A 25,462-nucleotide genomic window follows, 5' to 3' on the forward strand; every position below is an offset into this window, starting at 1 on the left:
GATTGATAAGACAACTGCTGGCGTTGGACAACGCTGCCATACTCTCGCCATAATGTTGATGGATACTGGATCTTCAGTCCTGCAACCGCTAAATGGAGTGAGAATGGGTCAGGTAAAGCTTTACATTGAAAAAGAATTAAGCTGGTTATCTTTTAATGAACGGGTTTTGCAGGAAGCCGCAGATAAAAGCAATCCACTGATTGAGCGGATGCGCTTTCTGGGCATCTACTCCAACAATCTCGACGAATTCTATAAAGTGCGGTTTGCCGATCTCAAACGCCGTATCCTGATTGGTGAAGAGCAGGGGTCTGCCAGTACGCCACGCCATCTGTTTAAGAAAATCCAGCAGCGGGTAATGAAGTCCGATCAGGAATTTGATGCGCTTTATAATGAGCTGCTGCTGGAGATGGCGCGTAATCAGATCTTCCTGATCAACGAACGTCAGCTCTCCCTTAACCAGCAGGCGTGGCTGCGCCACTATTTCAAACATGAGTTGCGTCAGCATATCTCGCCGATTCTGATCACCCATGAAACCGACCTGACCGAGTTCCTTAAAGATGATTACACCTATCTGGCGGTAGAGATTATTCGCGGTGACGACATCCGTTATGCGCTGCTGGAGATCCCATCCGATAAGGTGCCGCGCTTTATTAACCTGCCGGCAGAGCCGCCGCGCCGCCGCAAGCCGATGATCCTGCTGGACAATATTCTGCGTTACTGCCTGGATGACATCTTCAAAGGCTTCTATGACTATGACGCGCTTAACGCCTATTCGATGAAAATGACGCGTGACGCGGAGTACGATCTGGTGACGGAGATGGAGTCCAGCCTGCTGGAGCTGATGTCCTCCAGCCTTAAACAACGCCTGACCGCCGAGCCAGTGCGTTTCGTCTATCAGCGCGACATGCCGGAAGCGATGGTTGAGTTATTGTGCCACAAGCTCTCCATCTCGAATTTTGACTCTATACTGCCGGGCGGCCGCTACCACAACTTCAAAGACTTTATCGGCTTCCCGAACGTCGGCAAAAACAACCTGATTAACCGCCCGCTGCCGCAGATCCGTCACATTGGCTTTGATGGCTTCCGCAATGGCTTCGATGCGATTCGCAACCGCGACGTGCTGCTCTACTATCCCTATCACACGTTTGAGCATGTGCTGGAACTGCTGCGTCAGGCGTCGTTTGACCCCAGCGTGCTGGCGATCAAAATCAACATCTACCGCGTCGCGAAACATTCGCGCATCATGGATGCGATGATCCATGCCGCCTATAACGGTAAAAAGGTGACGGTGGTCGTTGAGTTGCAGGCGCGCTTTGATGAAGAGGCCAATATCTACTGGGCCAAGCGTCTGACCGAAGCCGGCGTCCACGTCATTTTTTCTGCGCCAGGTCTGAAGATTCACGCCAAGCTGTTCCTGATCTCGCGCCGCGAGGGCGAAGAGATTGTGCGCTACGCACATATCGGCACCGGCAACTTTAACGAGAAAACCGCACGACTCTATACAGATTACTCCCTGCTGACGGCAGACGCGCGCATTACCAATGAGGTGCGCCGGGTCTTCAACTTTATCGAAAACCCCTATCGGCCTGTGACCTTTGATCACCTGATGGTGTCACCGCAGAACTCGCGCCGCATGCTGTATGAACTGATCGATACCGAAATCGCCAACGCCCAGCAGAATAAGCCCAGCGGCATTACTCTGAAAATCAACAATCTGGTGGACAAAGGGCTGGTTGATCGGCTTTATACAGCCTCCAGCGTAGGAGTGAAAGTGAACCTCCTGGTGCGCGGAATGTGCTCACTGATCCCTGACCTGCCCGGGATCAGCGAAAATATTCGCGTCATCAGTATTGTTGACCGTTATCTGGAACACGATCGCGTCTATATTTTTGAGAATGGCGGCGATAAAAAGGTGTTCCTCTCCTCCGCTGACTGGATGACGCGTAACATTGATTACCGCATTGAAGTGGCCGTGGCGATCCTCGATCCCCGCATCCGGCAGCGCATACTCGATATCATTGCCATTCAGTTGAGTGATACGGTGAAAGCCCGCATCGTCGATAAAGAGCTGAGTAATCACTACGTCCAGCGCGGCAATCGTCGTAAAGTGCGCTCGCAGCTGGCGATTTATGATTACATCAAGAACCTGGAACAACCTGAATAAATCCTATGCCAATTTCTCATAAAAGTACGCCAAAACCCCAGGAGTTTGCGGCGATTGACCTGGGCTCGAACAGTTTCCACATGGTGATTGCGCGGGTTGTCGATGGTGCGATGCAGGTACTGGGTCGCCTTAAACAGCGCGTTCATCTGGCTGACGGGCTGGATGCGCAGCACAACCTCAGCGAGGAGGCAATGGAGCGCGGGCTGGCCTGCCTTGCCCTGTTCGCCGAGCGTTTGCAGGGGTTCAGTCCCAGCAACGTGACGATCGTCGGCACCCATACGCTGCGTGAAGCGGTCAACGCCGAAACCTTCCTGCAGCGTGCTGCCGAGGTGATCCCCTATCCTATCGAAGTGATTTCGGGCCATGAAGAGGCGCGTCTGATCTTTATGGGCGTGGAGCACACGCAGCCGGAAAAAGGCCGAAAGCTGGTGATTGATATCGGTGGCGGCTCCACCGAACTGGTCATTGGTGAGGATTTTGAACCGCAACTGGTCGAAAGCCGCCGTATGGGTTGCGTCAGCTTCGCTCAGCTCTACTTCCCGAAAGGCGAAATCAGCCGTGAAAACTTCCGCCGCGCCCGTTTAGCGGCGGCCCAGAAGCTGGAAACCCTGGCCTGGCAATATCGTCTTCACGGCTGGCAGTACGCGCTGGGCGCCTCCGGCACCATCAAAGCCGCCTGCGAGGTGTTACAGGCGATGGATGAGAAAGAGAAGCTGATCACGCCCGAGCGTCTCGACAAGCTTTATGACGAGGTGATGAAACACAAATCTTTTGCGGCCCTGAGTCTGCCGGGCCTCTCCGAAGAGCGCAAAAGCGTGTTTGTACCGGGGCTGGCGATTCTGTGTGGTGTGTTTGATGCGCTGGCGATTCGCGAGCTGCGCCTCTCCGACGGCGCGCTGCGTGAAGGCGTGCTGTATGAGATGGAAGGCCGTTTCCGTCATCAGGATATTCGCAGCAGGACCGCACAGAGCCTGGCGAACCATTACGCTATCGACAGCGATCAGGCGCGTCGGGTGCTGGAAACCACCGAGCAGCTCTATCTGCAGTGGCGCGAGCAGAACCCGAAACTGGCCAATCCGCAGCTGGCTGCCCTGCTGAAATGGGCGGCGATGCTGCATGAGGTGGGCCTGACCATCAATCACAGCGCTCTGCAACGCCATTCAGCCTATATCCTGCAAAATACCAACCTGCCGGGTTTCAATCAGGATCAGCAGATGCTGCTGGCGGCACTGGTCAGATTCCACCGTAAAGCGGTGAAGCTCGATGAGCTGCCGCGCGTCACGCTGTTTAAGAAAAAGCAGTTTGTGCCGCTGATTTTCCTGCTGCGTCTGGGTACGCTGCTGAATAATCAGCGCCAGGCCACTACCCGTCCCGACTCCTTAACCCTGAAGTGTGATGACGGCCACTGGACGCTGGTTTTCCCGGCGGGCTACTTCAGCCAGAACAACCTGGTCCAGCTCGACCTTGAACGTGAGCAGGTTTACTGGAATGACGTGACGGGATGGAAACTGATCCTCGAAGAAGAAGCCTGATGACCTGGGCGCCTGGCGCCCTTTTAACTGAACTGAAGACGATGACACAACCAACCGCACCGATTTCCGGCGATAACTATTTCGCCGAAACCTATGGCCTGACGCCGCCCCACTCTGAAGTGGTGGCGGCGCTGCCTAAGCTGACCGTCGGCAAGGCACTTGACCTGGGCTGCGGCGTGGGCCGCAATACGCTGTTTCTGAATCAGCACGGTTTTGACGTCACGGCGTGGGATCACAATCCGCAGAGCCTGGCGCGCCTGCAGACCATTGTTGAGCAGGAGTCACTGAGCGGCATTCATACCGAACAGCGTGACCTGAATAATACGCGCTTCAATGGCGGCTTCGACTTCGTACTGTCGACCGTGGTGATGATGTTTCTGCAGCCGCAGACCATTCCTCAGCTGATTGCCGATATGCAGGCCTGTACCGTCAGAAACGGCTATAACCTGATTGTTGCGGCGATGAACACGCCGGATATGCCCTGCCCGTCAGATTTCGCCTTTGCGTTTAAGTCGGGTGAGCTCAGCCACTACTACCGCAACTGGCATATCGTGAAGTACAACGAGCATCCCGGTCAGCTGCATCGCACCGACGAAAACGGTAACCGTATTACCTGTCGTTTCGCTACGCTGCTGGCGCAGAAAGCGAGCTACTGATCTTTATCTGCTGTTTTTTTCTACAGCGATTGATTTCATCAGGCGACTGTGACTAAATATTGCAGTCGCCCTGCATGGGTCATTACAGGAACCACCCCGCGTGAACAGCGCTATTTCTCCCCGAAGACGTCAGAAAACCGGCACCATGACCCGTATTGTGTTGCTGATCAGTTTTATCATTCTTTTTAGTCGCCTGATTTTTATCCTGCCTGCTGCCTTCGAGCATCATCAGCAACAGAAAACGATCCCCGAGCCGGTTGTTATCACAACAGGTGATACGCGCTAACGAATCGTGATTTTTTCGCCTGAAACCTGACCATAATCCAGACAACCGGACGCTTTTTTGCATCCCTTTTTCAGGCGAAACGCTACACTTCGTGCTGGTGCTTTCAGACTAAAGGGATCAATTGTGTCTGCCTCTCACTCTCAACGTTTAAGTGAAATACGTCATCGCATTCTGACGCTGCTGCTCAACGAGCACGATCTGGTTGATGCGCTGCTGGAGAAATCCGGCGATCTCAGCCCTGAGCAGCAACGTGAAAATGCGGTCCGGCGCGATGCGCTGGAACAGGACATTCTGCAACTGCACGCCGCTGACCTCGCGGATATTCTCGAAGCCTTGCCCGAAGAGGAGCGTCAGGCGCTCTGGCGGCTGGTGCCGAATGAACGGCGCGGCCATGTGCTGGTAGAAGCCTCTGAAACGGTCTGGGCGAGTCTCACCGAAGAGATGAGCGACCGTGATATCCTGCGCGCCATCCAGCCGCTGGATATCGACGATCAGGTCTGGCTGGCGCGTTATCTGCCTCGCGACCTGACCGGACGCCTGCTGGCGACCGTCGAGCCTGCACTGCGTGCCCGTATGCTGAGCATGGTGCAGCTTGACCGTGACCGCGTCGGCCGCGTCATGGATTTCAATATCCTGACGGTGCGCGATGATGTCACGCTGGCGACCGTGCAGCGTTTTCTGCGCAAGCGCAAAAGCATGCCCGGCGGTACCGATAAACTCTTTATCACCAATAAACAGAATCAGTTGCTGGGCGAGCTGATGCTGACCGATATCCTGCTGAATAAACCCACCACGCGGGTCAGCGACGTGATGAACCCGCGGCCAACCACCTTTCAGCTCAACGACAAAGCCGAAGATGCGGCCAGCGCCTTTGAACGTTATAACCTGATCTCTGCCGCCGTCACTGATGCAAAGGGCAAACTGATTGGCCGCGTCACCATCGAAGACATCATCGACCTGGTGAATGCCGAAAACGAAAGCAACATCCGTAAAATGGGCGGTATCAGTCAGGAAGAGGACGTGTTTGCGCCGGTACGCAAATCGGTGCGTAAACGCTGGGCCTGGCTGGCTATTAACCTCTGCACCGCCTTTGTTGCCTCACGGGTTATCGGCCTGTTTGAAGGCACCATTTCCCAGATCGTGGCCCTGGCGACGCTGATGCCCATCGTCGCCGGTATCGGCGGCAATACCGGCAACCAGACTATAACCATGATTGTGCGGGCGCTGGCCTTACATCAGGTCGAACCGGGTAACTTCTCGTTTCTGATCGTTCGTGAACTCGGCGTCGCGCTAATCAACGGCCTGTTCTGGGGCGGCATCATGGGCGCGATTACCTGGCTGATGTATGACAATATGGCGCTCGGCGGCGTGATGATGCTGGCGATGGCGCTGAATCTGCTGCTGGCTGCACTGATGGGCGTTCTGGTGCCGCTGGTCATGACCAAAATGAAGCGCGATCCGGCGGTGGGCTCCAGCGTCCTTATCACTGCACTGACCGATACCGGCGGCTTCTTTATCTTCCTGGGGCTGGCGACGCTCTTCCTGCTGCCGCACTAATCAGGACTGTATACCGTAGCGTTGCAGCGATCCGTTGAGGTTGCGCTGCCGCGTGACTCGGGCCAGCTCGCGGGTCGCGGCAGGCAGCGCATAGTCACCGCGCTGGCTCAGCCACTCCAGCACATCCGACAGATGCCAGATGGCGGTTTTGCCATCATGCACCGGCAGCGGAAACGGTGGACGATGGCTCAGCATCAGCTTGCGCATATTCTGCCGGGTCATACCAACGATCTCAGCCACGTCTGTTAAGCCGACAAAATCGGGCGCAGCCTCCACCAGGGTGGCACCCGGAATGGCGCGCTGCACATCCTCTTCCGCCTGAATCAGGGCCGCCATTGCCGAGTCCGCTTCCCGGGTAAACTCCAGAGCGATCCGGCCCGGCATCCCCAGGCCTATCAGCGCATCATCACAGCCTGCCGCAGCCAGCGTTTCCAGCATTTCATCTGCTGGCACATGCCCTTCCGGCAGGCTGAACCGCAGTGTAAAACAATATTCCATGGACCTCTCCTTATGCTGCATCAGGACTTCAGATAGTGGCAGTTATCAACCACGCGCCGCAGTGCGCAGGCATGCTGATGTGCGTTTCCGGGTGTGTTCCAGATACAGGTCAGACAAAATTCCCCGCATCGGCACGTCAGCAGATTTTTCGGGCAGTACATTTTTCCCCATGCGTGATGACCGCTGGTGACCACCAGCCAGCCAAGTGATTCGGCATAGCGCAATGCCGTTTCAATCTCTTTGTTGGGATGCCGTTTCCTTGCCATATTTTGTCCCTATCCTGACGCCGAACCGAACAGTTGTCAACTGACAACTCAGCAAAAATGTCTTCGTGCGACGCAGCATGCGCAGACTTTTTCTCGCAGTAAAACTGCCAGGGTATAAACTGGAAAACGGTACGCAAAAAATCGTCAGCGGCACGTTTCGTCTGGCGACATCTGGAGCAAACAACGGAGGCAGAATGTTTAAAGCAGAGGATTTTGTGCAGTCGAAAACTGGCGGCCCTAAAATGCAGGTGCTTCGGGTTGAAGGCGACACCCTGTGGTGTGCACGGGTCGATGATGCAACGAAGAAGGAAATAGAAGTTAACGCAGAGAGCGTCAACCTCTATCACGAAGAGGGTGACTTTGGCGTCTGCTGACATGAAATGGCCCCTGTCGGGGCCTGAGTGTCAGGGTTTGTCCTGCTGAAGATTGTCACTGCCCAGACCGCCGATGAACGGCAGCCGCAGCCGGAACGGCATAAAATCGAGGCCCATATTCAGCCCCAGCAGATTCACTTCAAACCCCTCTTCCGCGCCCAGCGTCACGCCCGCCACACCCAGAATCGACACCTGCACGCCGCGTCCGGAGGGCGGCAGTCCGACCGGACGCCACAGTGGCCGGTAATCTTTACCCAGCGCGTTCGCGGGCAGATCAAGCTTCAGGGCGGGCACTTCCCGTCCGATATGTGCCAGAAAGGTGTTGCTGTTCGGCCCCGGCCAGGCGCGGTAGGTGGTCGGCCAGGGATAGGATTTAATTGCCGCTTCAATCTGCGGGATCATCGCCTGCGCTTCTGGCCCACGGTGATCCACCAGCAGCCTGGGTTTTGCGCCATACCAGTAGCCATCCGGCAGGTTGGAATTGCGCCGGACTTTGTCGCCGCTGCCCCAGCTTATGACTTCATAGCGCGTGTAGCGCGTTTCACCGGCACGCTTGAAGATGATCCAGGGGTGCACCGCCACCCGCCCTTTCCAGCCATAGGTCGGTGCCGCGTAGACCTGCACGACAGCCAGGGTGTATAGCGCGCGCGGATCGGGCGCAATGCCAGCCGAATCGCGGCGGGCCGTCACCCAGCCGCCCCGCTCTGCGGTTTCGCCGTGGCGCGTCGCCTGCGCAATGCTGGCTCCGAGTGATAACAGCAGCACGGCAACAAAAAACAGGCTGAACACTTTCAGTGAGAGCATGACAACATTCCTGATGGCGTAAGGATTACGACGTGCCCGATCAGCAGGCATTTCAGTAAGCGGCTTGAGGATACGGATTATCGAAGCGGCGGATAAAAGCAGGACTCAACAGGAAGCAGGTACAGGCTTTTACTGCATCGAGAATAGCGTAACTTCCGGTAAAAAGAACAGAAAATCACCAGCGAAGCGTGTGGATGTGCTGAAAGGTTAAAACAGGCGTTGCGGGAGATTAAGCCAATAAAAAAGCCCGCGGGTCAGCGGGCTTCAGGAGGCTCAGGCGTTAACCAGCGGGCGTGGGATTATTCCCACTCAATCGTCGCCGGTGGCTTACCGCTGATGTCATACACCACGCGGGAGATGCCATCGACTTCGTTGATGATGCGGTTAGAGACGCGGCCCAGGAAATCATACGGCAGGTGCGCCCAGTGTGCGGTCATAAAGTCGATGGTTTCCACCGCACGCAGCGAGACAACCCAGTCATATTTGCGGCCATCGCCCATTACACCGACCGAACGAACCGGCAGGAAGACGGTGAATGCCTGGCTGACTTTGTTGTAGAGATCCGCTTTGTGCAGCTCTTCGATGAAGATAGCATCGGCACGACGCAGCAGGTCGCAATACTCTTTTTTCACTTCGCCCAGCACACGCACGCCCAGACCCGGACCCGGGAACGGATGGCGGAACAGCATGTCGTACGGCAGGCCCAGCTCCAGACCAATCTTACGCACTTCGTCTTTGAACAGCTCTTTCAGCGGCTCAACCAGGCCCATCTTCATCTCTTTCGGCAGGCCGCCGACATTGTGGTGCGATTTAATGACGTGCGCTTTACCGGTGGCTGACGCCGCCGACTCGATCACGTCCGGATAGATAGTGCCCTGCGCCAGCCACTTCACGTCCTGCAGCTTCAGCGCTTCTTCGTCAAACACTTCCACAAAGACGCGGCCGATGGTTTTACGCTTCGCTTCCGGATCGTCGATGCCCGCCAGCGCATCCAGGAAGCGCATTTCAGCCGGGACATGGATGATGTTCAGACCAAAGTGGTCGCCGAACATATCCATCACCTGCTGTGCTTCGTTCAGGCGCAGCAGGCCATTGTCCACAAACACGCAGGTCAGACGGTCGCCAATCGCACGATGCAGCAGCATCGCCGTCACGGAGGAGTCCACACCGCCAGACAGACCGAGGATCACTTTGTCGTTGCCAACCTGCTCGCGCAGACGCTCAACGGCATCTTCGATGATTTTGGCTGGCGTCCACAGAGCTTCACATTCACAGATGTCGATGATGAAGCGCTCCAGCATCCGCAGACCCTGGCGGGTATGAGTCACTTCCGGGTGGAACTGCACGCCGTAGAAACGCTTTTCTTCATTGGCCATGATGGCAAACGGACAGGTTTCTGTGCTGGCAACGGTCACGAAGTCCGCCGGGATAGCCGTAACTTTGTCGCCGTGGCTCATCCAGACATCCAGCAGCGGTTTACCGGCGGCGCTGATCGCATCTTCGATATCACGCACCAGGGCGCTTGGCGTGGTGACTTCCACCTGCGCATAACCAAACTCACGCTCGGTTGAGCCCGCCACTTTACCGCCCAGCTGCATCGCCATGGTCTGCATACCGTAGCAGACGCCCAGCACCGGCACGCCCGCACTGAAAACATATTCAGGCGCGCGCGGGCTGTTCAGCTCAGTGGTGCTTTCCGGGCCACCGGAAAGGATGATGCCGCTTGGGTTGAACGCGCGGATCTGCTCTTCGGTGACATCCCATGCCCAGAGTTCACAATAGACGCCGAGTTCGCGCACGCGGCGTGCGACCAGCTGAGTATATTGTGAGCCGAAATCGAGAATCAGAATGCGGTGCTTATGGATATTTTCCGTCGTCATTGAGGGTTTTCCAGAACGGTGACTTGAACAATAAAAGCGCCCGGCTAAAAGCCGGGCGGGAAATCGGGATTATGAACCCATGCGGTAGTTCGGTGACTCTTTAGTAATGGTCACGTCATGCACGTGGCTCTCATTGATGCCCGCGCCGCTGATGCGGACAAACTCCGCTTTGGTACGCAGGTCATTAATGGTCGGGCAACCGGTCAGGCCCATGCACGAACGCAGTCCGCCCATCTGCTGATGGACGATCTCTTTCAGGCGGCCTTTATAGGCGACGCGGCCTTCGATGCCTTCCGGCACCAGTTTGTCTGCGGCGTTATCGGTCTGGAAGTAGCGGTCAGAGGAGCCTTTGGACATCGCGCCCAGTGAACCCATACCGCGATAAGATTTGAATGCACGACCCTGATAGAGTTCGATCTCACCCGGCGACTCTTCGGTTCCCGCCAGCATCGAACCGACCATCACACAGGATGCGCCCGCAGCGATCGCTTTCGCGATGTCGCCAGAGAAACGGATACCGCCATCGGCAATGACCGGGATGCCGGTGCCTTCCAGCGCGGCGACGGCGTCAGAAACAGCCGTGATCTGCGGTACACCCACGCCGGTTACAATACGGGTCGTACAGATAGAGCCCGGGCCGATACCTACTTTAACTGCGCTCACGCCTGCTTCAACCAGCGCCAGTGCACCCGCACCGGTCGCCACGTTACCGCCGACGATCTCCAGGTCCGGATACTTCGCGCGGGTTTCGCGGATGCGTGACAGCACGCCTTCGGAATGACCGTGAGAAGAGTCAATCAGCAGCACGTCAACACCCGCTGCGACCAGCGCATCGATACGCTCCTCGTTGCCGGCACCGGCACCCACAGCCGCACCGACGCGCAGACGACCCTGCGCATCTTTACAGGCGTTAGGTTTACGTTCGGCTTTCTGGAAGTCCTTAACGGTGATCATGCCCAGCAGATGGAAGCTGTCATCCACCACCAGCGCTTTCTCAACGCGTTTTTCATGCATTTTATGCAGGACAACATCGCGCGCTTCGCCCTCTTTCACCGTAACCAGGCGATCTTTCGGGGTCATAACGGCGGAAACAGGCTGAGAGAGATCGGTGACAAAACGCACGTCACGACCGGTGATGATACCCACCAGTTCGTTGTCGCCGTTCACCACCGGATAGCCCGCAAAACCGTTACGCTCGGTCAGCGCTTTAACGTCAGACAGTGGCGTGGTCGGCAGAACGGTCTGCGGTTCGGTCACGACGCCGCTCTCGTGTTTCTTCACCTTGCGCACTTCATCCGCCTGGCGTTCAATCGACATGTTTTTATGGATGAAACCCAGACCGCCTTCCTGTGCCAGCGCAATCGCCAGGCCTGCTTCGGTCACGGTGTCCATCGCGGCGGAAAGCATAGGAATATTTAAACGGATATTTTTGGTCAGCTGCGTGCTGAGGTCGGCCGTGTTTGGCAGGACGGTGGAGTGAGCAGGAACGAGCAGAACGTCGTCAAAAGTGAGTGCTTCTTTAGCGATTCTTAACATGGCAATACTCCACCTCGGGTGATTGAGATTAGATAAAATATTGCCGCGGCATTATACAGGCCGTAATCGATTGCCTCCACTATTTTTTACGAAAAACTCTTGATCCGCTCTGACAGGACTGTAGTATCGATGAATTAACCTCCTGATTTGGAATTTGATCTTCGTCACATGTCGCTGCCTCCGAACGCCACTATTTTTACCGTCAGCCGTCTCAATACGACAGTGCGTCAGCTGCTGGAAAAAGAGATGGGCCTTGTCTGGATCAGCGCCGAGATCTCCAATTTCACTCAGCCAGCATCCGGTCACTGGTACTTCACGCTGAAGGATGATGGCGCGCAGGTGCGCTGTGCCATGTTCCGCAACAGCAACCGACGTGTGACCTTCCGGCCTCAGCATGGTCAGCAGGTGCTGGTCCGCGCCAATATCACACTCTATGAGCCTCGCGGCGACTATCAGCTGATTGCCGAGAGCATGCATCCGGCGGGCGAAGGTCTGCTTCAGCAGCAGTTCGAACTGCTGAAGGCAAAGCTGGCAACCGAAGGCCTGTTCGAGCCGCAGCACAAGCAACCACTGCCGGACCCGGCGCGTCAGGTCGGGGTGATCACCTCCTCCACCGGCGCGGCGCTGCACGATGTGTTACGCGTGCTGCATCGTCGCGATCCCTCCCTGCCCGTCGTGATCTATCCCACTGTGGTTCAGGGCGCTGATGCCCCGGCGGCGATCGTCCGGGCGATCGAAATCGCCAACCTGCGCAACGAATGCGACGTGTTAATTGTTGGTCGCGGCGGCGGATCGCTGGAAGATTTGTGGAGCTTTAACGACGAACGCGTTGCACGCGCCATTTTTGCCAGCCGTATTCCCATCGTTAGCGCGGTCGGCCATGAAACGGACGTGACCATTGCCGACTTTGTGGCGGATCTGCGTGCGCCAACGCCATCCGCCGCTGCCGAGCTGGTCAGCCGGAATCAGGTTGAGCTGCTGCGTCAATTGCAGTCGCAACAGCAGCGGCTGGAGATGGCGATGGATTACTATCTGGCCCGTCAGCAGCGGCACTACAGCCGTCTTGAGCATCGTCTGCAACAGCAGCACCCTCAGCTGCGCCTGGCACGCCAGCAGACCGCCCTGTTCCGCCTGCAGCAGCGTCTGGGTGAAGCGGTAGAAAATCGTCTGCGCCACGCCACGCGCCAGCAGGATCGCCTGCTTCATCGTCTCAGTGCACAGCAGCCGCAGCAGCGTCTGTTTGAGGCGCAGAAACAGCTGCAGAGCTGGCACTATCGTCTGCAGCAGAGCATGGAAAAACAGCTGAACAGCCGTAAACAGATCTTTGGTCAGCGGGTCGCTCAGCTGGAAGGCGTCAGTCCGCTGGCCACGCTGGCGAGGGGTTTCAGCGTGACCACCGACACCGCCGGTCAGGTGGTGAAAAACACCGGACAGCTTCAGAGCGGCGACCTGCTGCGTACCCGTCTCGATGATGGCTGGGTCGAAAGCCAGGTCACGCAGTTAGTGCCGGAGAAAAAACGCCGTCGCACAAATCTCACCTGATAACACCGCCCTGCCCGTTTCCCCTGATTAACGCTGGCCTCACTGATGAGGCCTATCCCGCCAGAGAGTCTATACTTTCCGGACCATTCCTGATGCCAGGGAGTCTCACATGGCTTACTGCGTTATTCCTCCTTATATCCTTCGTAAGATCATCGCTCACGGTTCCGGCCACCAGCAGGCGCAGGCGCGCCGCACCCTGACACACGTTCAGCACCTGATGGCTGAGCACTGGCAGAAGCCGGCGGTGGCAAAAACGGCCGCAGGCGGCCATGTGGATCGTGAAATTTATGATGCGCAACGTCAGCAGACCCTGCCGGGTAAGCTGATTCGTCAGGAGGGCCAGCCGGGCAACGACGATGTGGCGGCGGACGAAGCCTGGGACTATCTGGGCGTCACCTATGATTTCTTCTGGCAGGCCTATCAGCGTAACTCGCTGGATGGTCAGGGCCTGAAGCTGCTGGGCACCATCCACTACGGTGACAAGTATCAGAACGCCTTCTGGAACGGTCAGCAGATGGTCTTTGGTGATGGTGACGGCGAGATCTTCAATCGCTTCACGATCGCGATCGACGTGGTGGCACATGAACTGGCGCACGGCGTCACAGAAAATGAAGCCGGGCTGATCTATTTCGAGCAGGCGGGTGCGCTGAACGAATCACTGTCGGATGTCTTCGGCTCGCTGGTGAAGCAGTTCAGTAAAAAGCAGCGTGCTGATGAGGCGGACTGGATCATTGGCGAAGGTCTGCTGGCAAACGGCATCAACGGACGTGGCCTGCGCTCGATGTCTGATCCGGGCACCGCCTATGATGACCCGATGCTGGGCAAAGACCCACAGCCTGCGCACATGGATCACTATGTGAAGACGCGCGAGGATAATGGTGGCGTGCATATCAACTCCGGCATTCCTAACCAGGCATTCTACCTGGCGGCCACGGCGCTGGGCGGCTATGCATGGGAACAGGCGGGTTACGCCTGGTACGACACTCTGTGTGACAACGAACTCCCGCAGGATGCGGACTTCAAAACCTTTGCCCGCTTCACGGTTCAGCACGGCGAAAAACGGTTTAATCAGACGGTCAGCCGGGCTATCGAACAGGCGTGGAAGGAGGTCGGCGTGCTATGAGTAACCTGCCCGAACTTACCGATGATGCTACCGTCGTCGTCGCACGGGAAGGTGGCATGGCTTTTATTCCGGGGCTGCGCGCCGAGCGGCGCTTTATGCTGGGCGAACTGCCTCCGCCTGAAAAACAGCGGGTCTGCCATGCACTGGAGCAGGCCATGCCCCTGGGGGAACCCGAGGAAAAGGCCGCGCAGGTGGGCAGCGGCGACCAGCGCTATTTTCGCATTCAGATTCAGTATGCGACCCGTCGGGAGTCAGGCACCATTGTGCTGTTGATCCCGGAACAGGTGGCGCCACCTGAACTGCAGGCGCTCTGGCGTGACGGGAAATAAAAAAGGGCCGACAATGTCGGCCCTTTTGCTTGTCAGTAATTATTTGCTGTCTGGCAGCGCGTAAGCAATCACATAGTCACCCCGATCCGGTGACTGACGTGCGCCGCCCGCCGAGATCAGGATGTACTGCTTGCCATCTTTCGGTGAAACGTAGCTCATCGGGCCGCCCTGGCTGCCGACCGGCAGGCGCGCTTTCCACACCTCTTTACCGGTTGAGGCATCAAAGGCGCGCAGATAGTAATCCTGCGTACCGGCGATAAACACCAGGCCACCCTGCGTAGCCAGCGTACCGCCCAGCGTTGGCATACCGATTGGCATTTTCATGCGCATCTTGATACCAAACGGACCGGTGTCCTGCACGGTGCCGACCGGAACCTGCCAGACGATTTTCTGGGTTTTCATATCGATCGCTGACAGCGTACCGAATGGTGGTTTCTGGCAAGGGATGCCCAGCGGTGACATAAAGCGGTTTTTGTTCACGGCGTAAGGCGTACCTTTAAGCGGAACCGCACCCATACCGGTGTTAATCGCTTCACCACCGTTACTGCCACGTGAAATGCTGTTGGTGTCAGCCGGGATCATCTGCACCCACAGGCCCAGACGCATGTCATTGACGAACAGCAGATGGTTGTTCGGATCCATTGACATGCTGCCCCAGTTCATTCCCCCCAGCGAACCCGGGAAGCTCAGAGACTTGTCCGTATCCGGCACGGTGAACAGGCCATTGTAGCGCATTGATTTGAACGCAATACGACACGCCAGCTGATCAAACGGCGTCGCGCCCCACATATCGGACTCTTTCAGCGTCTGATTGCCAATCTGCGGCATGCCGGTCGAGTGTGGCTGTGTTTTGGTGTACTGCTCGTTCGGGATATGGCCCTGTGGCATCGGCAGCTCTTCGACTCTGGTCAGCGGCTTGCCGGTCATACGGTCAAGCACGAAGATCATGCCGGTTTTGCCACCAATGACGACCGCTGGCGTGGTGCTGCCATCTTTCTGCGGGAAATCAATCAGGCTGGGCTGCATCGGCAGGTCAAAGTCCCACAGATCGTTGTGAACCGTCTGATAGACCCACTTCTCTTTACCGGTCGTCGCATCCAGTGCCAGAATCGACGCACCATATTTGTGATCCAGTTCGGTACGATTCGCGCCCCAGAGGTCAACCGACGAGCTGCCCATCGGAATAAACACGGTGTTCATTGCCGGGTCATAAGACATCGGTGCCCAGGAGTTCGGCGTACTGCGGGTGTAATCTTTGCCCGGCATCAGGATCGCATTCGGGTCCGTATTGCCCGGGTCAAACGCCCAGCGCATCTGACCGGTGATGACGTCGAAGCCACGCAGCACCCCACCCGGCATATCGGTCTGCACGTTGTCAGCAACGCGACCGCCTACTACCACGGTGGTGCCCGCCAGAGTTGGCGCGGACGTCAGCTGATACTGCGGATCCGGTGCCTTACCCAGGCCCGCTTTGAGATCGACAGTGCCGTGATTACCAAAGTTCTCACAGAATTCACCGTTGTCCGCGTTGATGGCAATCAGACGCGCATCGATGGTGTTCATCAGGATACGGCGCTGACAGCTGTCTCCGGCGGTCAGCACAGCGGCAGGCACTGGCGTGGAGCCAGGCTTGTCTGGCTGCTGCAGCGGTTTAGTCGCATCAAAGTAAGCCAGACCACGACAGCGTGGCCAGACTTCCGCCTGTGCGTTGATTTCACGCTTCCAGATCTGCTTGCCGGTATTGGCTTCAACGGCGATGACGTTGTTATGCGGTGTGCAGAGATAAAGGGTGTTGCCGACCTGCAGAGGGGTCTGCTGATCTTCTGCGCCGTTACCGGTCGGGCTGATAGGGGTATCACCGGTATGGAAGGTCCAGGCGACCTGCAAATCTTTCACGTTGTCGCGGGTGATCTGATCCAGCGCGACGAAGCGGCTGCCTTCGGGGGTATTGCCGTAATTATCCCAGTCTTTCTGCTGTTTCGCCTTATCCACCGGGATCAGCGGCAGCTCTTCCCCTGTGCCTGCCACGGTCGGATGCGGCTGGAACATCTGCACCAGCGTCGCCACCATGCCGGCCGCCAGCAGCGCAGAGAAGAGATAAGCGGGTTTCGCCAGTGAGGGCTTACCCTCACGCTTGCGCAGTGAAGGCCAGATCAGGAAGGCCAGCAGCGTCATTCCGGCAGGCACCATCAGACGGGAAACCAGCGGCCAGAACTCCAGACCCGCGTCGAACAGTGACCAGATCAGGGTGCCGACGAAGACCAGCAGGAACAGAACCGCTGCCGACGATTTGCGGCGGAAGAACTGAATTGCGGAGAGGATCGTGACAATACCCGCGATTAAAAAGTACCCGCTGCCACCAAGGGCGACCAGCTTACCGCCGCCGATGGCAAAAAACAGACCGATGGCAAGCAGCACCAGCCCGAGCAGTACGGATGCAATTCCCAGCCCCTTTCCGGAGCGGGAGGATGTTTCAGCCATAACACTTACTCTCCTGAATAAACAGAGCGGCCGGACAGCAGGCATCCGGACTCCGCCACGCGATTAGTGCGGCACAGAGCATCGCTCGGTTTCAAATCGAATATAAACAGACCCGCGTCCATGAATTTCTGTGGGCCGGAAGAGCATGAATTGCGCTACCCCTCCCACGACGCGGCAGGATTGTACCACCTGGTACATTACAGAGTGAACATATTCAACCCGTTTGTTACGATGCAATAGCATTTTTGCTACAAAAAAGTGTGAGTTCGCCCTGCAGCGGCAGAGTGTGGACAGTGAGTTCAGTGAGTCGGTAAGCGGAAAAGCAGGCGCGCACGGGCGATCAGGCCATGCCCGTTGCCAGAAAGAGTCCGCTGGGACACAGGCTCTGAGCACCTCAGTGAGGGCCTGGCACGTCGGGCAGCAGGGCTGCGCGGAGAAATGGGCTCCACAGCCAGGACAGATAAATTCGCCGTTGCGGAGCGACAGCGGTTGCTGACAGGTTTCACAACGCTCACACATTCTGCACCGCCGCTAGCCGGGTTCGGGCAAAAAAAGAGGGCCTGCTGGCCCTCTCTGTTTAACGCTTGTTCTTTTTCATGTGCGCCATGAGACGCTTACGCTTACGCTGCTGAGTCGGTGTCAGCAGGTTGCGCTTGCCTTCATACGGGTTTTCACCCTCTTTGAACTGAATGCGGATGGGCGTTCCCATTACGTTCAGTGATTTACGGAAATAGTTCATCAGGTAGCGTTTGTAAGAATCCGGCAGATCCTTAACCTGATTACCGTGGATCACGACGATAGGCGGGTTATAACCACCGGCATGCGCATACTTCAGCTTCACGCGACGGCCGCGCACCAGTGGTGGCTGATGGTCATCTGCTGCCATGTTCATGATGCGGGTCAGCAGCGAGGTATTTACGCGACGGGTCGAGCAATCATAGGCTTCGGTGATGGACTCGAACAGGTTACCGACGCCGCTGCCGTGCAGCGCAGAGATGAAGTGAATACGCGCAAAATCGATAAAGCCCAGACGGAAGTCCAGTGTCTCTTTGACTTCATCACGCACTTCCTGCGACAGGCCATCCCATTTGTTGACCACAATCACCAGCGAACGACCACTGTTGAGGATAAAGCCCAGCAGCGAGAGGTCCTGATCGGAAATACCGGCGTGGGCATCGATGACCAGCATGACTACGTTGGCATCTTCGATCGCCTGCAGCGTCTTGATGACCGAGAATTTCTCTACGGTGTCTGAGATTTTGGCACGCTTACGCACGCCAGCGGTGTCGATCAGAACGTATTCACGTTCGTCGCGCTCCATCGGAATATAGATGCTGTCGCGGGTAGTACCCGGCATGTCATAGACCACGACGCGGTCTTCACCGAGGATACGGTTAGTAAGCGTTGACTTACCTACGTTCGGACGGCCAACAATCGCCAGTTTGATCGGCAGACCCGTCGGGTCGAAGTTCTCTTCTTCCTCTGCAGCCTGCTGTTCCGCCGACTCTTCGGCGTCCAGCGCCGCCCAGTAAGCCTGGTTCTCTTCTTCTTCGGTGAGTTCGACCTGCTCAACCGTTTCCATCCACGGCAGCAGCGCCGTTTCAATCAGGCTGGTGACGCCACGACCGTGGGACGCGGCAATCGCATGGATTTCGCCCAGGCCAAGGGAGTAGAAGTCGATGACCGCCTGATCCGGATCCAGTCCATCCGTTTTGTTCGCCACCAGGAAGGTCGCTTTCTGACGGGAACGGAGGTGTTTTGCGATTTGCTGATCGGCCGCCATCATTCCGGCACGCGCGTCGACCATAAACAGCACGACGTCCGCTTCTTCAATCGCCAGCAGTGACTGCTCAGCCATCCGCGTTTCGACACCCTCTTCGGTGCCGTCGATACCGCCGGTATCGATAACAATAAATTCGCGCCCTTCCACTTCGGCGCGACCATATTTGCGATCGCGAGTCAGTCCAGGAAAATCCGCTACCAGCGCATCACGTGTGCGGGTTAAGCGGTTAAATAGCGTAGATTTTCCCACATTGGGACGCCCAACCAGCGCGACCACAGGTACCATAACAAAATGCCTCAATTGAAAATGAATCGCCCGAATGGCGTGATTATAACGGCTCTGGCCGTCAAGTTCAGGCTTAAGGCGCAAAGAATACCATGCCTGACTAAAAACGAAACGGCCCCTGATGAAATCAGGAGCCGCCAGAACGGAGGGTTTTACCTGCCAGACGTTTACCCGTTAGCGGGTAATCGCATAAACCTCTCCATCTTTCGACTGGATCAGCAGCTTATCGCTGGCGACCACCGGTTCGGTCTGGAAGCCTGAGCTGTCCAGCTTCTGCTGCGCGACAAAACGACCATCGGTGGTGTTCAGCCAGTGCAGATAGCCTTCGCTGTCGCCGACGACCAGATAGCCGTTGTAGAGCACCGGTGAGGTCAGATTGCGATGCAGCAGGTCGCTCTGACGCCAGATCGCCACGCCGCCGTCAGCGTTCAGTGCGATCACTCGGTCATCCTGGTCCACCAGGTAGATGCGGCCTGCATCAACGATCAGATCTTTCACACCACCAATTTCGCGTTTCCACAAAATCTGGCCGGAACGCAAATCCAGTGCCGTCAGGTTACCGTTGTAAGCCAGCGCATAAACCACGCCGTTGACGATGACCGGCGTGGTGTCGACATCATTCAGACGGTCAATCTCCGTGGCACCGCTCACCTGGGAAATACGCTGCTGCCAGATCAGCTGACCCTGGTTCATCACAACCGCGCTGACGCGGCCGTTGTCGCCACCGACGATAGCGCCACCAAAGGCGACTGCCGGGGCAGATTCACCACGCAGAGACAACGCAGGTATATCCAGGTTGACGCTCCACTTCACGACGCCGCTACTCTGGTCAAGCCCCTGCAGCATACCGTTGCTGGTATGGATAAGCACCAGACCATCGCTGACGACCGGACGCGACATTGCTTCACCGGCCACTTTGGTCTGCCACGCCAGGCTGCCATCACTGCTGTTCAGCGCATAAACCTGGCCACGTTCGCTGCCGACATAGACGCGGTCACCATCTGCCGTCAGGCCGCCAGATAACAGCGCGGAACGGTTTTTCGAGAAGAAGCCGGTTTTCTCAGAGAGGTCGACTTTCCATTTTTCTTTACCGTCTGCGGCATCCAGCGCTTTGACGATGCCAAAGCGGTCAGCAGCGTAAACTGTGCTGTCCTGCCAGGCAGGATGCAGGTTGGAGTAAAAATCACCGACGCCATCGCCTACCGAGGTGCTCCACACTTTCTGTGGCGTAAACTGATTTTCCACCTGAGGCAACGGGGCCATTTTCACTACATCTTCTTCGCCGCTAAACAGCGAACAACCGCTGAGCAAAGTGACTGAAATCAGTCCCGGCAGCAGGTATTTACGTAATTCCATGCGCTCTCTCTTGACTGGCTTAGCTTAAGTTATTCATCTTCATCTGCATCATTTGCTTCAGTGCCGGCGAGGCGTCAGATTCCACGCCTTTACTCCAGGCATCGCGCGCGCCCTGCTTGTCGCCTTTGGTCAGCAGCGCTTCGCCGCGGATATCGGCCACAATGGCTGTCCAGCCATCACCCTTCACACCGTCAAGGGTCTTAATCGCCGCGTCCGCCTGATTCTGTTGCAGTTGAATGCGTGCCAGGCGCAGGTTAATCACCGCCTGCAGATTGGCATCTTTAGTATCTTTCAGTCCGTTTTGCAGCAGCGTTGCGGCCTTATCGAGCTGACCGGCGTCAACATACTGCTTCGCCAGGTCCATCGCGGCCAGCGCACCGTAGGTATTGCTGTTTTCGCTGGCAAAACGGTTAACCGCTTCCAGCGTCTCAGGCTTGCCCGCCTGCATGGCGGTGGTGAGCTGCTGATACTCTGCGGAGACTGTCTTCGCTGTATCGTCCTGATGACTGCTCCAGTAACGCCAGCCCCCCAGCGCAGCAATGCCGATTACCACGCCAATGGCTAATGCTTTACCATTGTTGGCAAAAAAGTTGCGCAGCGCTTCGGTCTGCTCGTTTTCATTGCTATACACTTCCACGCAATCCTTCTCCTTTCTATGGTTGGTGCTGCGTCACGCTTACTGCAATAGCGTACGTAATACAGCAGCAGCCTCTGCCTGATCCTGCGTTTGCTGCTCGCCACGGCGCAGATCTTTAATCACGACCTGACCCGCTTTGACTTCATCTTCGCCTAACACCAGCGCGACGCGTGCGCCCCACTTGTCAGCACGGGCAAACTGTTTCTTGAAGTTGCCGCCGCCGAAGTTTGTCATCAGCCGCAGTTCCGGTGCTTCGTCGCGCAATTTCTCAGCCAGCTGCATCGCAGCAGACTGCACGCCCTGACCGGAAGCGATTACATAGACATCCACATTGCTCGTCGGTTCAAATTCCGGGTTAACGGCCTGAACCAGCAACACCAGACGCTCCATTCCCATCGCAAAACCTACGGCTGGCGTGGCGCGACCGCCGAGCTGTTCGACCAGACCATCGTAGCGACCGCCGCCGCAGACTGTGCCCTGAGAGCCCAGGCTGTCGGTGACCCACTCAATCACAGTGCGATTGTAGTAATCCAGTCCGCGCACCAGACGCTGATTGACGGTGTAGCCGATACCGGCATCGTCCAGCAGGGCACACAGGCCGCTGAAGTGTTCGCGGGATTCGTCGTCCAGATAGTCGCCAAGCTGCGGCGCATCGTTCAGCAGCTGCTGAATCTCAGGATTTTTGCTGTCGAGCACGCGCATCGGATTACTGTACATGCGACGTTTGCAATCCTCATCCAGCGACGCTTTGTGCTGTTCGAGGAACGCGACCAGCGCATCACGGTAGTTTGCACGGGCTTCCAGTGAACCAATAGAGTTAAGTTCCAGACGAACGTGATCGGCAATCCCGAGCGCTTTCCACCAGCGGGCATTCAGCATAATCAGCTCGGCATCGATATCCGGGCCCTGCAGACCAAAGACTTCCACGCCGATCTGGTAGAACTGGCGATAACGGCCTTTCTGCGGACGCTCATAGCGGAACATCGGTCCCATGTACCAGAGGCGCTGCTCCTGGTTATAGAGTAAGCCGTGTTCGATACCGGCGCGCACGCAGCCTGCGGTGCCTTCCGGACGCAGCGTCAGGCTTTCGCCGTTGCGGTCCTCGAAGGTATACATCTCTTTTTCAACCACATCGGTGACTTCACCGATGGCGCGTTTAAACAGTGGGGTTTGCTCCACCAGCGGTAAGCGAATTTCGCTGTAACCGTAGCTCGCCAGCGTCTGCTTGAGCACGCCTTCAATCCGTTGCCAGAGGGCCGTATCCGCAGGCAGGTAGTCGTTCATCCCGCGAATCGCCTGAATATTCTTCGCCACGTTAAAATCTCTTAATGCAAAAAAACCTGTCCGGCATCATACCTTATGAGGATGAAACCGCACAGGTTCAGTCAAAAAAGTCACGTACGCAGGCCGCGCACGCCATTATTTTTCCAGATGCTGCACATCAATACGACGGCTGGCATCCAGCATCGACGCTTTAGCACGAATACGCGCTTCCAGCTGGTCGATCATATCGTCGTTGTCGAGGCGATCGCGCTGACGCACGCCATCCTCGTAGAAGCCGCTTTTCTTGCTGCCACCGGTGACACCCAGCGTCGAGATCGTCGCTTCACCGGGTCCGTTGACCACACAGCCTATGATAGAGACATCCATCGGGGTGATCAGATCTTCCAGACGCTGCTCCAGCGCGTTGACCGTGCCGATAACGTCGAACTCCTGACGTGAACAGGTCGGACAGGCGATGAAGTTAATCCCGCGAGAGCGGATGCGCAGTGACTTCAGAATATCGAAGCCAACTTTGACCTCTTCCACCGGATCCGCCGCCAGCGAGATACGCAGCGTATCGCCGATGCCTTCGGAAAGCAGCAGACCAAGTCCGATCGCGGATTTCACCGCACCTGCCCGCGCGCCGCCCGCTTCAGTGATGCCAAGATGCAGCGGCTGCTCAATCTGTCTGGCCAGCAGACGATAGGATTCGACCGCCAGGAAGACGTCAGAGGCTTTTACGCTGACTTTAAACTGGTCGAAGTTGAGGCGGTCAAGATGATCGACGTGGCGCATGGCCGATTCCAGCAGCGCCTGCGGCGTCGGTTCGCCGTACTTTTCCTGCAGATCTTTTTCCAGCGAACCGGCGTTAACGCCAATCCGGATAGGAATATTTTTGTCGCGTGCGCAGTCAACGACCGAGCGGATACGCTCATTATTCCCGATATTACCGGGATTGATGCGCAGACAGTCGACGCCATACTCAGCCACTTTCAGGGCGATGCGGTAGTCAAAATGAATATCGGCAACCAGCGGAACGTTTACCTGCTGTTTGATCAGCCTGAATGCTTCTGCGGCATCCATGGTCGGCACCGAAACACGCACGATGTCGACACCGACGCGCTCAAGGGCTTTGATCTGATTTACCGTCGCTTCCACATCCGTGGTGCGGGTGTTGGTCATCGACTGAACAGCGATTGGGGCGCCGTCACCGACCGGCACCTTGCCGACGTAAATGCGTTTAGATTTACGACGGATAATGGGTGCTTCGTTATGCATATATTTCTTCTCCACAATTGCCCGGTACAGAATACGCTGTTATTGCGCACCCAATGTCAGGCGAGCAACCTGGTTATTACGGATAAAACGACTTAAATCAACGGGCTGATTCTGATATTGCACCTGAACTGCCGATGGCGCGCCAATTTTCAGACGATACGGAGGTGTGCCCGCCAGGCTGAGTTTACCACCACTGCGCTGCGTGCCGCTGAACAGTTTTTTGCCCGTGGCATCGCTGACTTCCAGCCAGCAGTCAGCACTGAAGGTCATGACGACCGCATTCGGGTCAGCCGCAGGTTCACTGACCGCAGCTGCGCCTACAGGCATCTGAGAGGCGGAGCCAGTGCTGCTGGTCGCAGCAGGCGCCGCCGCCGTGTTCTCTGCCGGAGCCTGGCTCGGCGAGACGACGGTGTTGCTGGCCGCATCCGGCTGAGTGGTGCTGTTGCTGGCGCTGGCAGCCGGTGCCGCAGTGGCAGGCGTGCTGGCCGCGCTGTTGTCGCCGGCGGCGCTGTTGCTTTCGTCAGGCGCAGCGGGGGTCGCGCTGTCACCGCTGGTTTCACCCAGCGGAATAGACTGGCTGTTGTCTCCGCTGCCGTTCTGGTCAGTCACCGACACCAGATCATCCTGCGACGCCTTGTGATTCTGCCACCACCAGGCGCCGGTCAGCCCCACGACAACAAACAGCACCAGCCAGGTGAAAATCATCAGCCAGCCATCACGTTTCTTACGGCGCTTGCCAAGAGAGAAGCTTTGCATCGGCGCAATTTTTGCTGCCCGGACCGGCGTCTGTTTCGCCATCATCGGCAGCAGTTCCTCTTCAGGAATGTGCACCAGACGCGCATAGGAGCGGATGTAACCGCGCAAAAATGTCGAGGCGAGATCGACAGGCGATTTATCTTCCTCGATGTCACGCACGGTGGTCAGTTTCAGGCACAGGCGTTCAGCAACATTCTGCTGCGTCAGCCCCATCTGCTCACGGGCCAGACGCAGGCGTTCACCTGTAGAGTGTAGTGCAGAGTTTTCTTGAGTGGCTTCAGTATTCATTAGCTAAATAACGCTGGTACTGTATCGATTGCGGAAAACGTCGCGCTAACTGGTCGCCATAACGTAAAACGTCAGCGGCATCTCCCTGTAGCGCGGCGAAACGTAAGTGTAACGCCAGACTTTGTGCCGTTTCGGGCAGTGAGTGCTGGTAAACTTCGAGCAAAATCTGCGCGGCTGTCAGATGGTTATCAGCCATCTGCTTTTCAGCTTCTGCCAGCAGCGCGTCCGCTTTGCGACGGTCTGTCCCGATGGCCAGCTGTAGCGTCCTGCGGGCCGCGTGCATATTGCCAGCCTGCAGATAACAATATCCTGCCAGTTCAAGCGCGTCATTACGTGCATCAGACTGCTGTGCTGCATTTGCCCGACTAAACTGTTGATGCGCTTCATCATACTGCCTTAAAGCGCAGAGAAACGCACCGTAATTGTTAGCAACGAAACCATTATCCGGCGCCTGCTGCTGCGCCACTATAAAGTGTGCCTGCGCCGCGGTCTGATTACCCTGCACCTGCGCCAGTCGTGCCAGCGCAAGCGAGACCCGGTAATCCTCAGGTGCGGCGGCCTGCGCGCGCAGAAAGTTTCGCTCTGCCGCTGCGTAGTCCCCTCCTGCCAGATAGTGCATGCCGAGTTGCAGACGCACCTCGGCAGCGCCAGGCTGATGAGGCTGACTGACACACCCGCTTACAACTAACAGCGCCAGCAGTAATCCGTTACGCATAATCGTTTCCTTCCGTTTGACGTTGACAGGCAGCAGCCTGCCATGCGTCATCTCTTCAGGAAACGTCTGCGGT

General features: G+C 56.9%; 23 protein-coding genes. 9 read left to right on the top strand and 14 right to left on the bottom strand.

Features of this window, described 5'->3' with window-relative positions; genetic code table 11:
- Positions 1-103 precede the first annotated feature (103 nt).
- From ppk1 to mgtE, 5 genes are all read left to right on the top strand, one after another.
- Entirely contained in the window at positions 104-2,164 is a 2,061-nt protein-coding gene (ppk1, locus tag ACLHDD_RS10445) for a polyphosphate kinase 1 (RefSeq protein WP_293772886.1), read from the top strand.
- 5 nt (positions 2,165-2,169) lie between these two features.
- Positions 2,170-3,696: an exopolyphosphatase gene (gene ppx / locus ACLHDD_RS10450; protein WP_427104060.1), complete on the top strand. Its 1,527-nt coding sequence runs from the start codon at positions 2,170-2,172 to the stop codon at positions 3,694-3,696.
- A gap of 41 nt (positions 3,697-3,737) precedes the next feature.
- Positions 3,738-4,352 (top strand): tellurite resistance methyltransferase TehB, encoded by a 615-nt coding sequence (gene tehB / locus ACLHDD_RS10455; protein ID WP_427104061.1) that lies wholly within the window; start codon positions 3,738-3,740, stop codon positions 4,350-4,352.
- Positions 4,353-4,452: 100 nt separating this feature from the next.
- Positions 4,453-4,638 (top strand): YfgG family protein, encoded by a 186-nt coding sequence (locus ACLHDD_RS10460; protein ID WP_111142250.1) that lies wholly within the window; start codon positions 4,453-4,455, stop codon positions 4,636-4,638.
- A gap of 123 nt (positions 4,639-4,761) precedes the next feature.
- Complete coding sequence (gene mgtE / locus ACLHDD_RS10465; RefSeq protein WP_427104062.1) at positions 4,762-6,195, top strand: magnesium transporter; 1,434 nt, start codon at positions 4,762-4,764, stop codon at positions 6,193-6,195.
- Here the strand turns inward: mgtE and ACLHDD_RS10470 are convergent, their stop codons facing one another.
- Positions 6,196-6,693 (bottom strand): helix-turn-helix transcriptional regulator, encoded by a 498-nt coding sequence (locus ACLHDD_RS10470; protein WP_427104063.1) that lies wholly within the window; start codon positions 6,691-6,693, stop codon positions 6,196-6,198. It abuts the gene before it with no gap.
- Positions 6,694-6,713: 20 nt separating this feature from the next.
- Positions 6,714-6,959 carry a hypothetical protein gene (locus ACLHDD_RS10475; protein ID WP_427104064.1) on the bottom strand — a complete coding sequence of 82 codons (246 nt, stop codon included), beginning with the start codon at positions 6,957-6,959 and terminating at the stop codon, positions 6,714-6,716.
- A 194-nt stretch (positions 6,960-7,153) separates the two neighbouring features.
- On the opposite strand from ACLHDD_RS10475, the gene ACLHDD_RS10480 reads away from it, so the two are divergent.
- On the top strand, positions 7,154-7,333 hold the full coding sequence (locus tag ACLHDD_RS10480; protein WP_128085702.1) for a DUF2158 domain-containing protein: 180 nt from the start codon (positions 7,154-7,156) through the stop codon (positions 7,331-7,333).
- Positions 7,334-7,363: 30 nt separating this feature from the next.
- Here ACLHDD_RS10480 and ACLHDD_RS10485 read toward each other — a convergent pair whose 3' ends face one another.
- From ACLHDD_RS10485 to guaB, 3 genes are all read right to left on the bottom strand, one after another.
- The gene (locus ACLHDD_RS10485; RefSeq protein WP_427104065.1) at positions 7,364-8,137 is read right to left on the bottom strand and encodes a DUF3750 domain-containing protein; all 774 of its coding nucleotides are present in this window, start codon (positions 8,135-8,137) and stop codon (positions 7,364-7,366) included.
- Between the two features lie 299 nt (positions 8,138-8,436).
- Positions 8,437-10,017 (bottom strand): glutamine-hydrolyzing GMP synthase, encoded by a 1,581-nt coding sequence (gene guaA / locus ACLHDD_RS10490; protein ID WP_427104066.1) that lies wholly within the window; start codon positions 10,015-10,017, stop codon positions 8,437-8,439.
- Between the two features lie 69 nt (positions 10,018-10,086).
- Positions 10,087-11,553, bottom strand: a complete 1,467-nt coding sequence (guaB, locus tag ACLHDD_RS10495) for an IMP dehydrogenase (RefSeq protein WP_111139159.1) — start codon at positions 11,551-11,553, stop codon at positions 10,087-10,089.
- Positions 11,554-11,721: 168 nt separating this feature from the next.
- Here guaB and xseA point away from each other — a divergent pair, with 168 nt between their 5' ends.
- The 3 genes from xseA (at position 11,722) to ACLHDD_RS10510 (ending at position 14,547) form a co-directional block, all read left to right on the top strand.
- Positions 11,722-13,095, top strand: coding sequence for an exodeoxyribonuclease VII large subunit (gene xseA, locus ACLHDD_RS10500; protein ID WP_427104067.1), 1,374 nt, complete (start codon positions 11,722-11,724; stop codon positions 13,093-13,095).
- Between the two features lie 109 nt (positions 13,096-13,204).
- The gene (locus ACLHDD_RS10505) at positions 13,205-14,218 is read left to right on the top strand and encodes a M4 family metallopeptidase (protein ID WP_427104068.1); all 1,014 of its coding nucleotides are present in this window, start codon (positions 13,205-13,207) and stop codon (positions 14,216-14,218) included.
- Positions 14,215-14,547, top strand: a complete 333-nt coding sequence (locus ACLHDD_RS10510; RefSeq protein WP_427104069.1) for a protealysin inhibitor emfourin — start codon at positions 14,215-14,217, stop codon at positions 14,545-14,547. The genes ACLHDD_RS10505 and ACLHDD_RS10510 overlap by 4 nt, the downstream gene beginning before the upstream one ends.
- A gap of 39 nt (positions 14,548-14,586) precedes the next feature.
- Here ACLHDD_RS10510 and ACLHDD_RS10515 read toward each other — a convergent pair whose 3' ends face one another.
- The 9 genes from ACLHDD_RS10515 to pilW all read right to left on the bottom strand — a co-directional run bounded on the left by ACLHDD_RS10515 (position 14,587) and on the right by pilW (position 25,389).
- A complete protein-coding gene (locus tag ACLHDD_RS10515; protein WP_427104070.1) occupies positions 14,587-17,028 on the bottom strand; it encodes a glucose/quinate/shikimate family membrane-bound PQQ-dependent dehydrogenase in 2,442 nt (813 codons plus the stop codon).
- A 63-nt stretch (positions 17,029-17,091) separates the two neighbouring features.
- Positions 17,092-17,547, bottom strand: coding sequence for a zinc-ribbon domain-containing protein (locus tag ACLHDD_RS10520; RefSeq protein WP_427104071.1), 456 nt, complete (start codon positions 17,545-17,547; stop codon positions 17,092-17,094).
- Positions 17,548-17,605: 58 nt separating this feature from the next.
- Complete coding sequence (gene der, locus ACLHDD_RS10525; protein ID WP_128085695.1) at positions 17,606-19,096, bottom strand: ribosome biogenesis GTPase Der; 1,491 nt, start codon at positions 19,094-19,096, stop codon at positions 17,606-17,608.
- Positions 19,097-19,270: 174 nt separating this feature from the next.
- The gene (gene bamB, locus ACLHDD_RS10530) at positions 19,271-20,452 is read right to left on the bottom strand and encodes an outer membrane protein assembly factor BamB (protein ID WP_427104072.1); all 1,182 of its coding nucleotides are present in this window, start codon (positions 20,450-20,452) and stop codon (positions 19,271-19,273) included.
- A gap of 19 nt (positions 20,453-20,471) precedes the next feature.
- Positions 20,472-21,089 (bottom strand): YfgM family protein, encoded by a 618-nt coding sequence (locus ACLHDD_RS10535; protein WP_427104073.1) that lies wholly within the window; start codon positions 21,087-21,089, stop codon positions 20,472-20,474.
- Between the two features lie 39 nt (positions 21,090-21,128).
- A complete protein-coding gene (gene hisS, locus ACLHDD_RS10540) occupies positions 21,129-22,403 on the bottom strand; it encodes a histidine--tRNA ligase (RefSeq protein WP_427104074.1) in 1,275 nt (424 codons plus the stop codon).
- Positions 22,404-22,508: 105 nt separating this feature from the next.
- Complete coding sequence (gene ispG, locus ACLHDD_RS10545) at positions 22,509-23,630, bottom strand: flavodoxin-dependent (E)-4-hydroxy-3-methylbut-2-enyl-diphosphate synthase (RefSeq protein WP_427104075.1); 1,122 nt, start codon at positions 23,628-23,630, stop codon at positions 22,509-22,511.
- A 39-nt stretch (positions 23,631-23,669) separates the two neighbouring features.
- The gene (gene rodZ, locus ACLHDD_RS10550) at positions 23,670-24,674 is read right to left on the bottom strand and encodes a cytoskeleton protein RodZ (protein WP_427104076.1); all 1,005 of its coding nucleotides are present in this window, start codon (positions 24,672-24,674) and stop codon (positions 23,670-23,672) included.
- Positions 24,664-25,389, bottom strand: coding sequence for a type IV pilus biogenesis/stability protein PilW (pilW, locus tag ACLHDD_RS10555; protein WP_427104077.1), 726 nt, complete (start codon positions 25,387-25,389; stop codon positions 24,664-24,666). The genes rodZ and pilW overlap by 11 nt, the downstream gene beginning before the upstream one ends.
- Between the last annotated feature and the right edge of the window lie 73 nt (positions 25,390-25,462).

This window comes from Pantoea sp. NSTU24, from assembly GCF_050157905.1.
Taxonomy (GTDB): domain Bacteria; phylum Pseudomonadota; class Gammaproteobacteria; order Enterobacterales; family Enterobacteriaceae; genus Pantoea.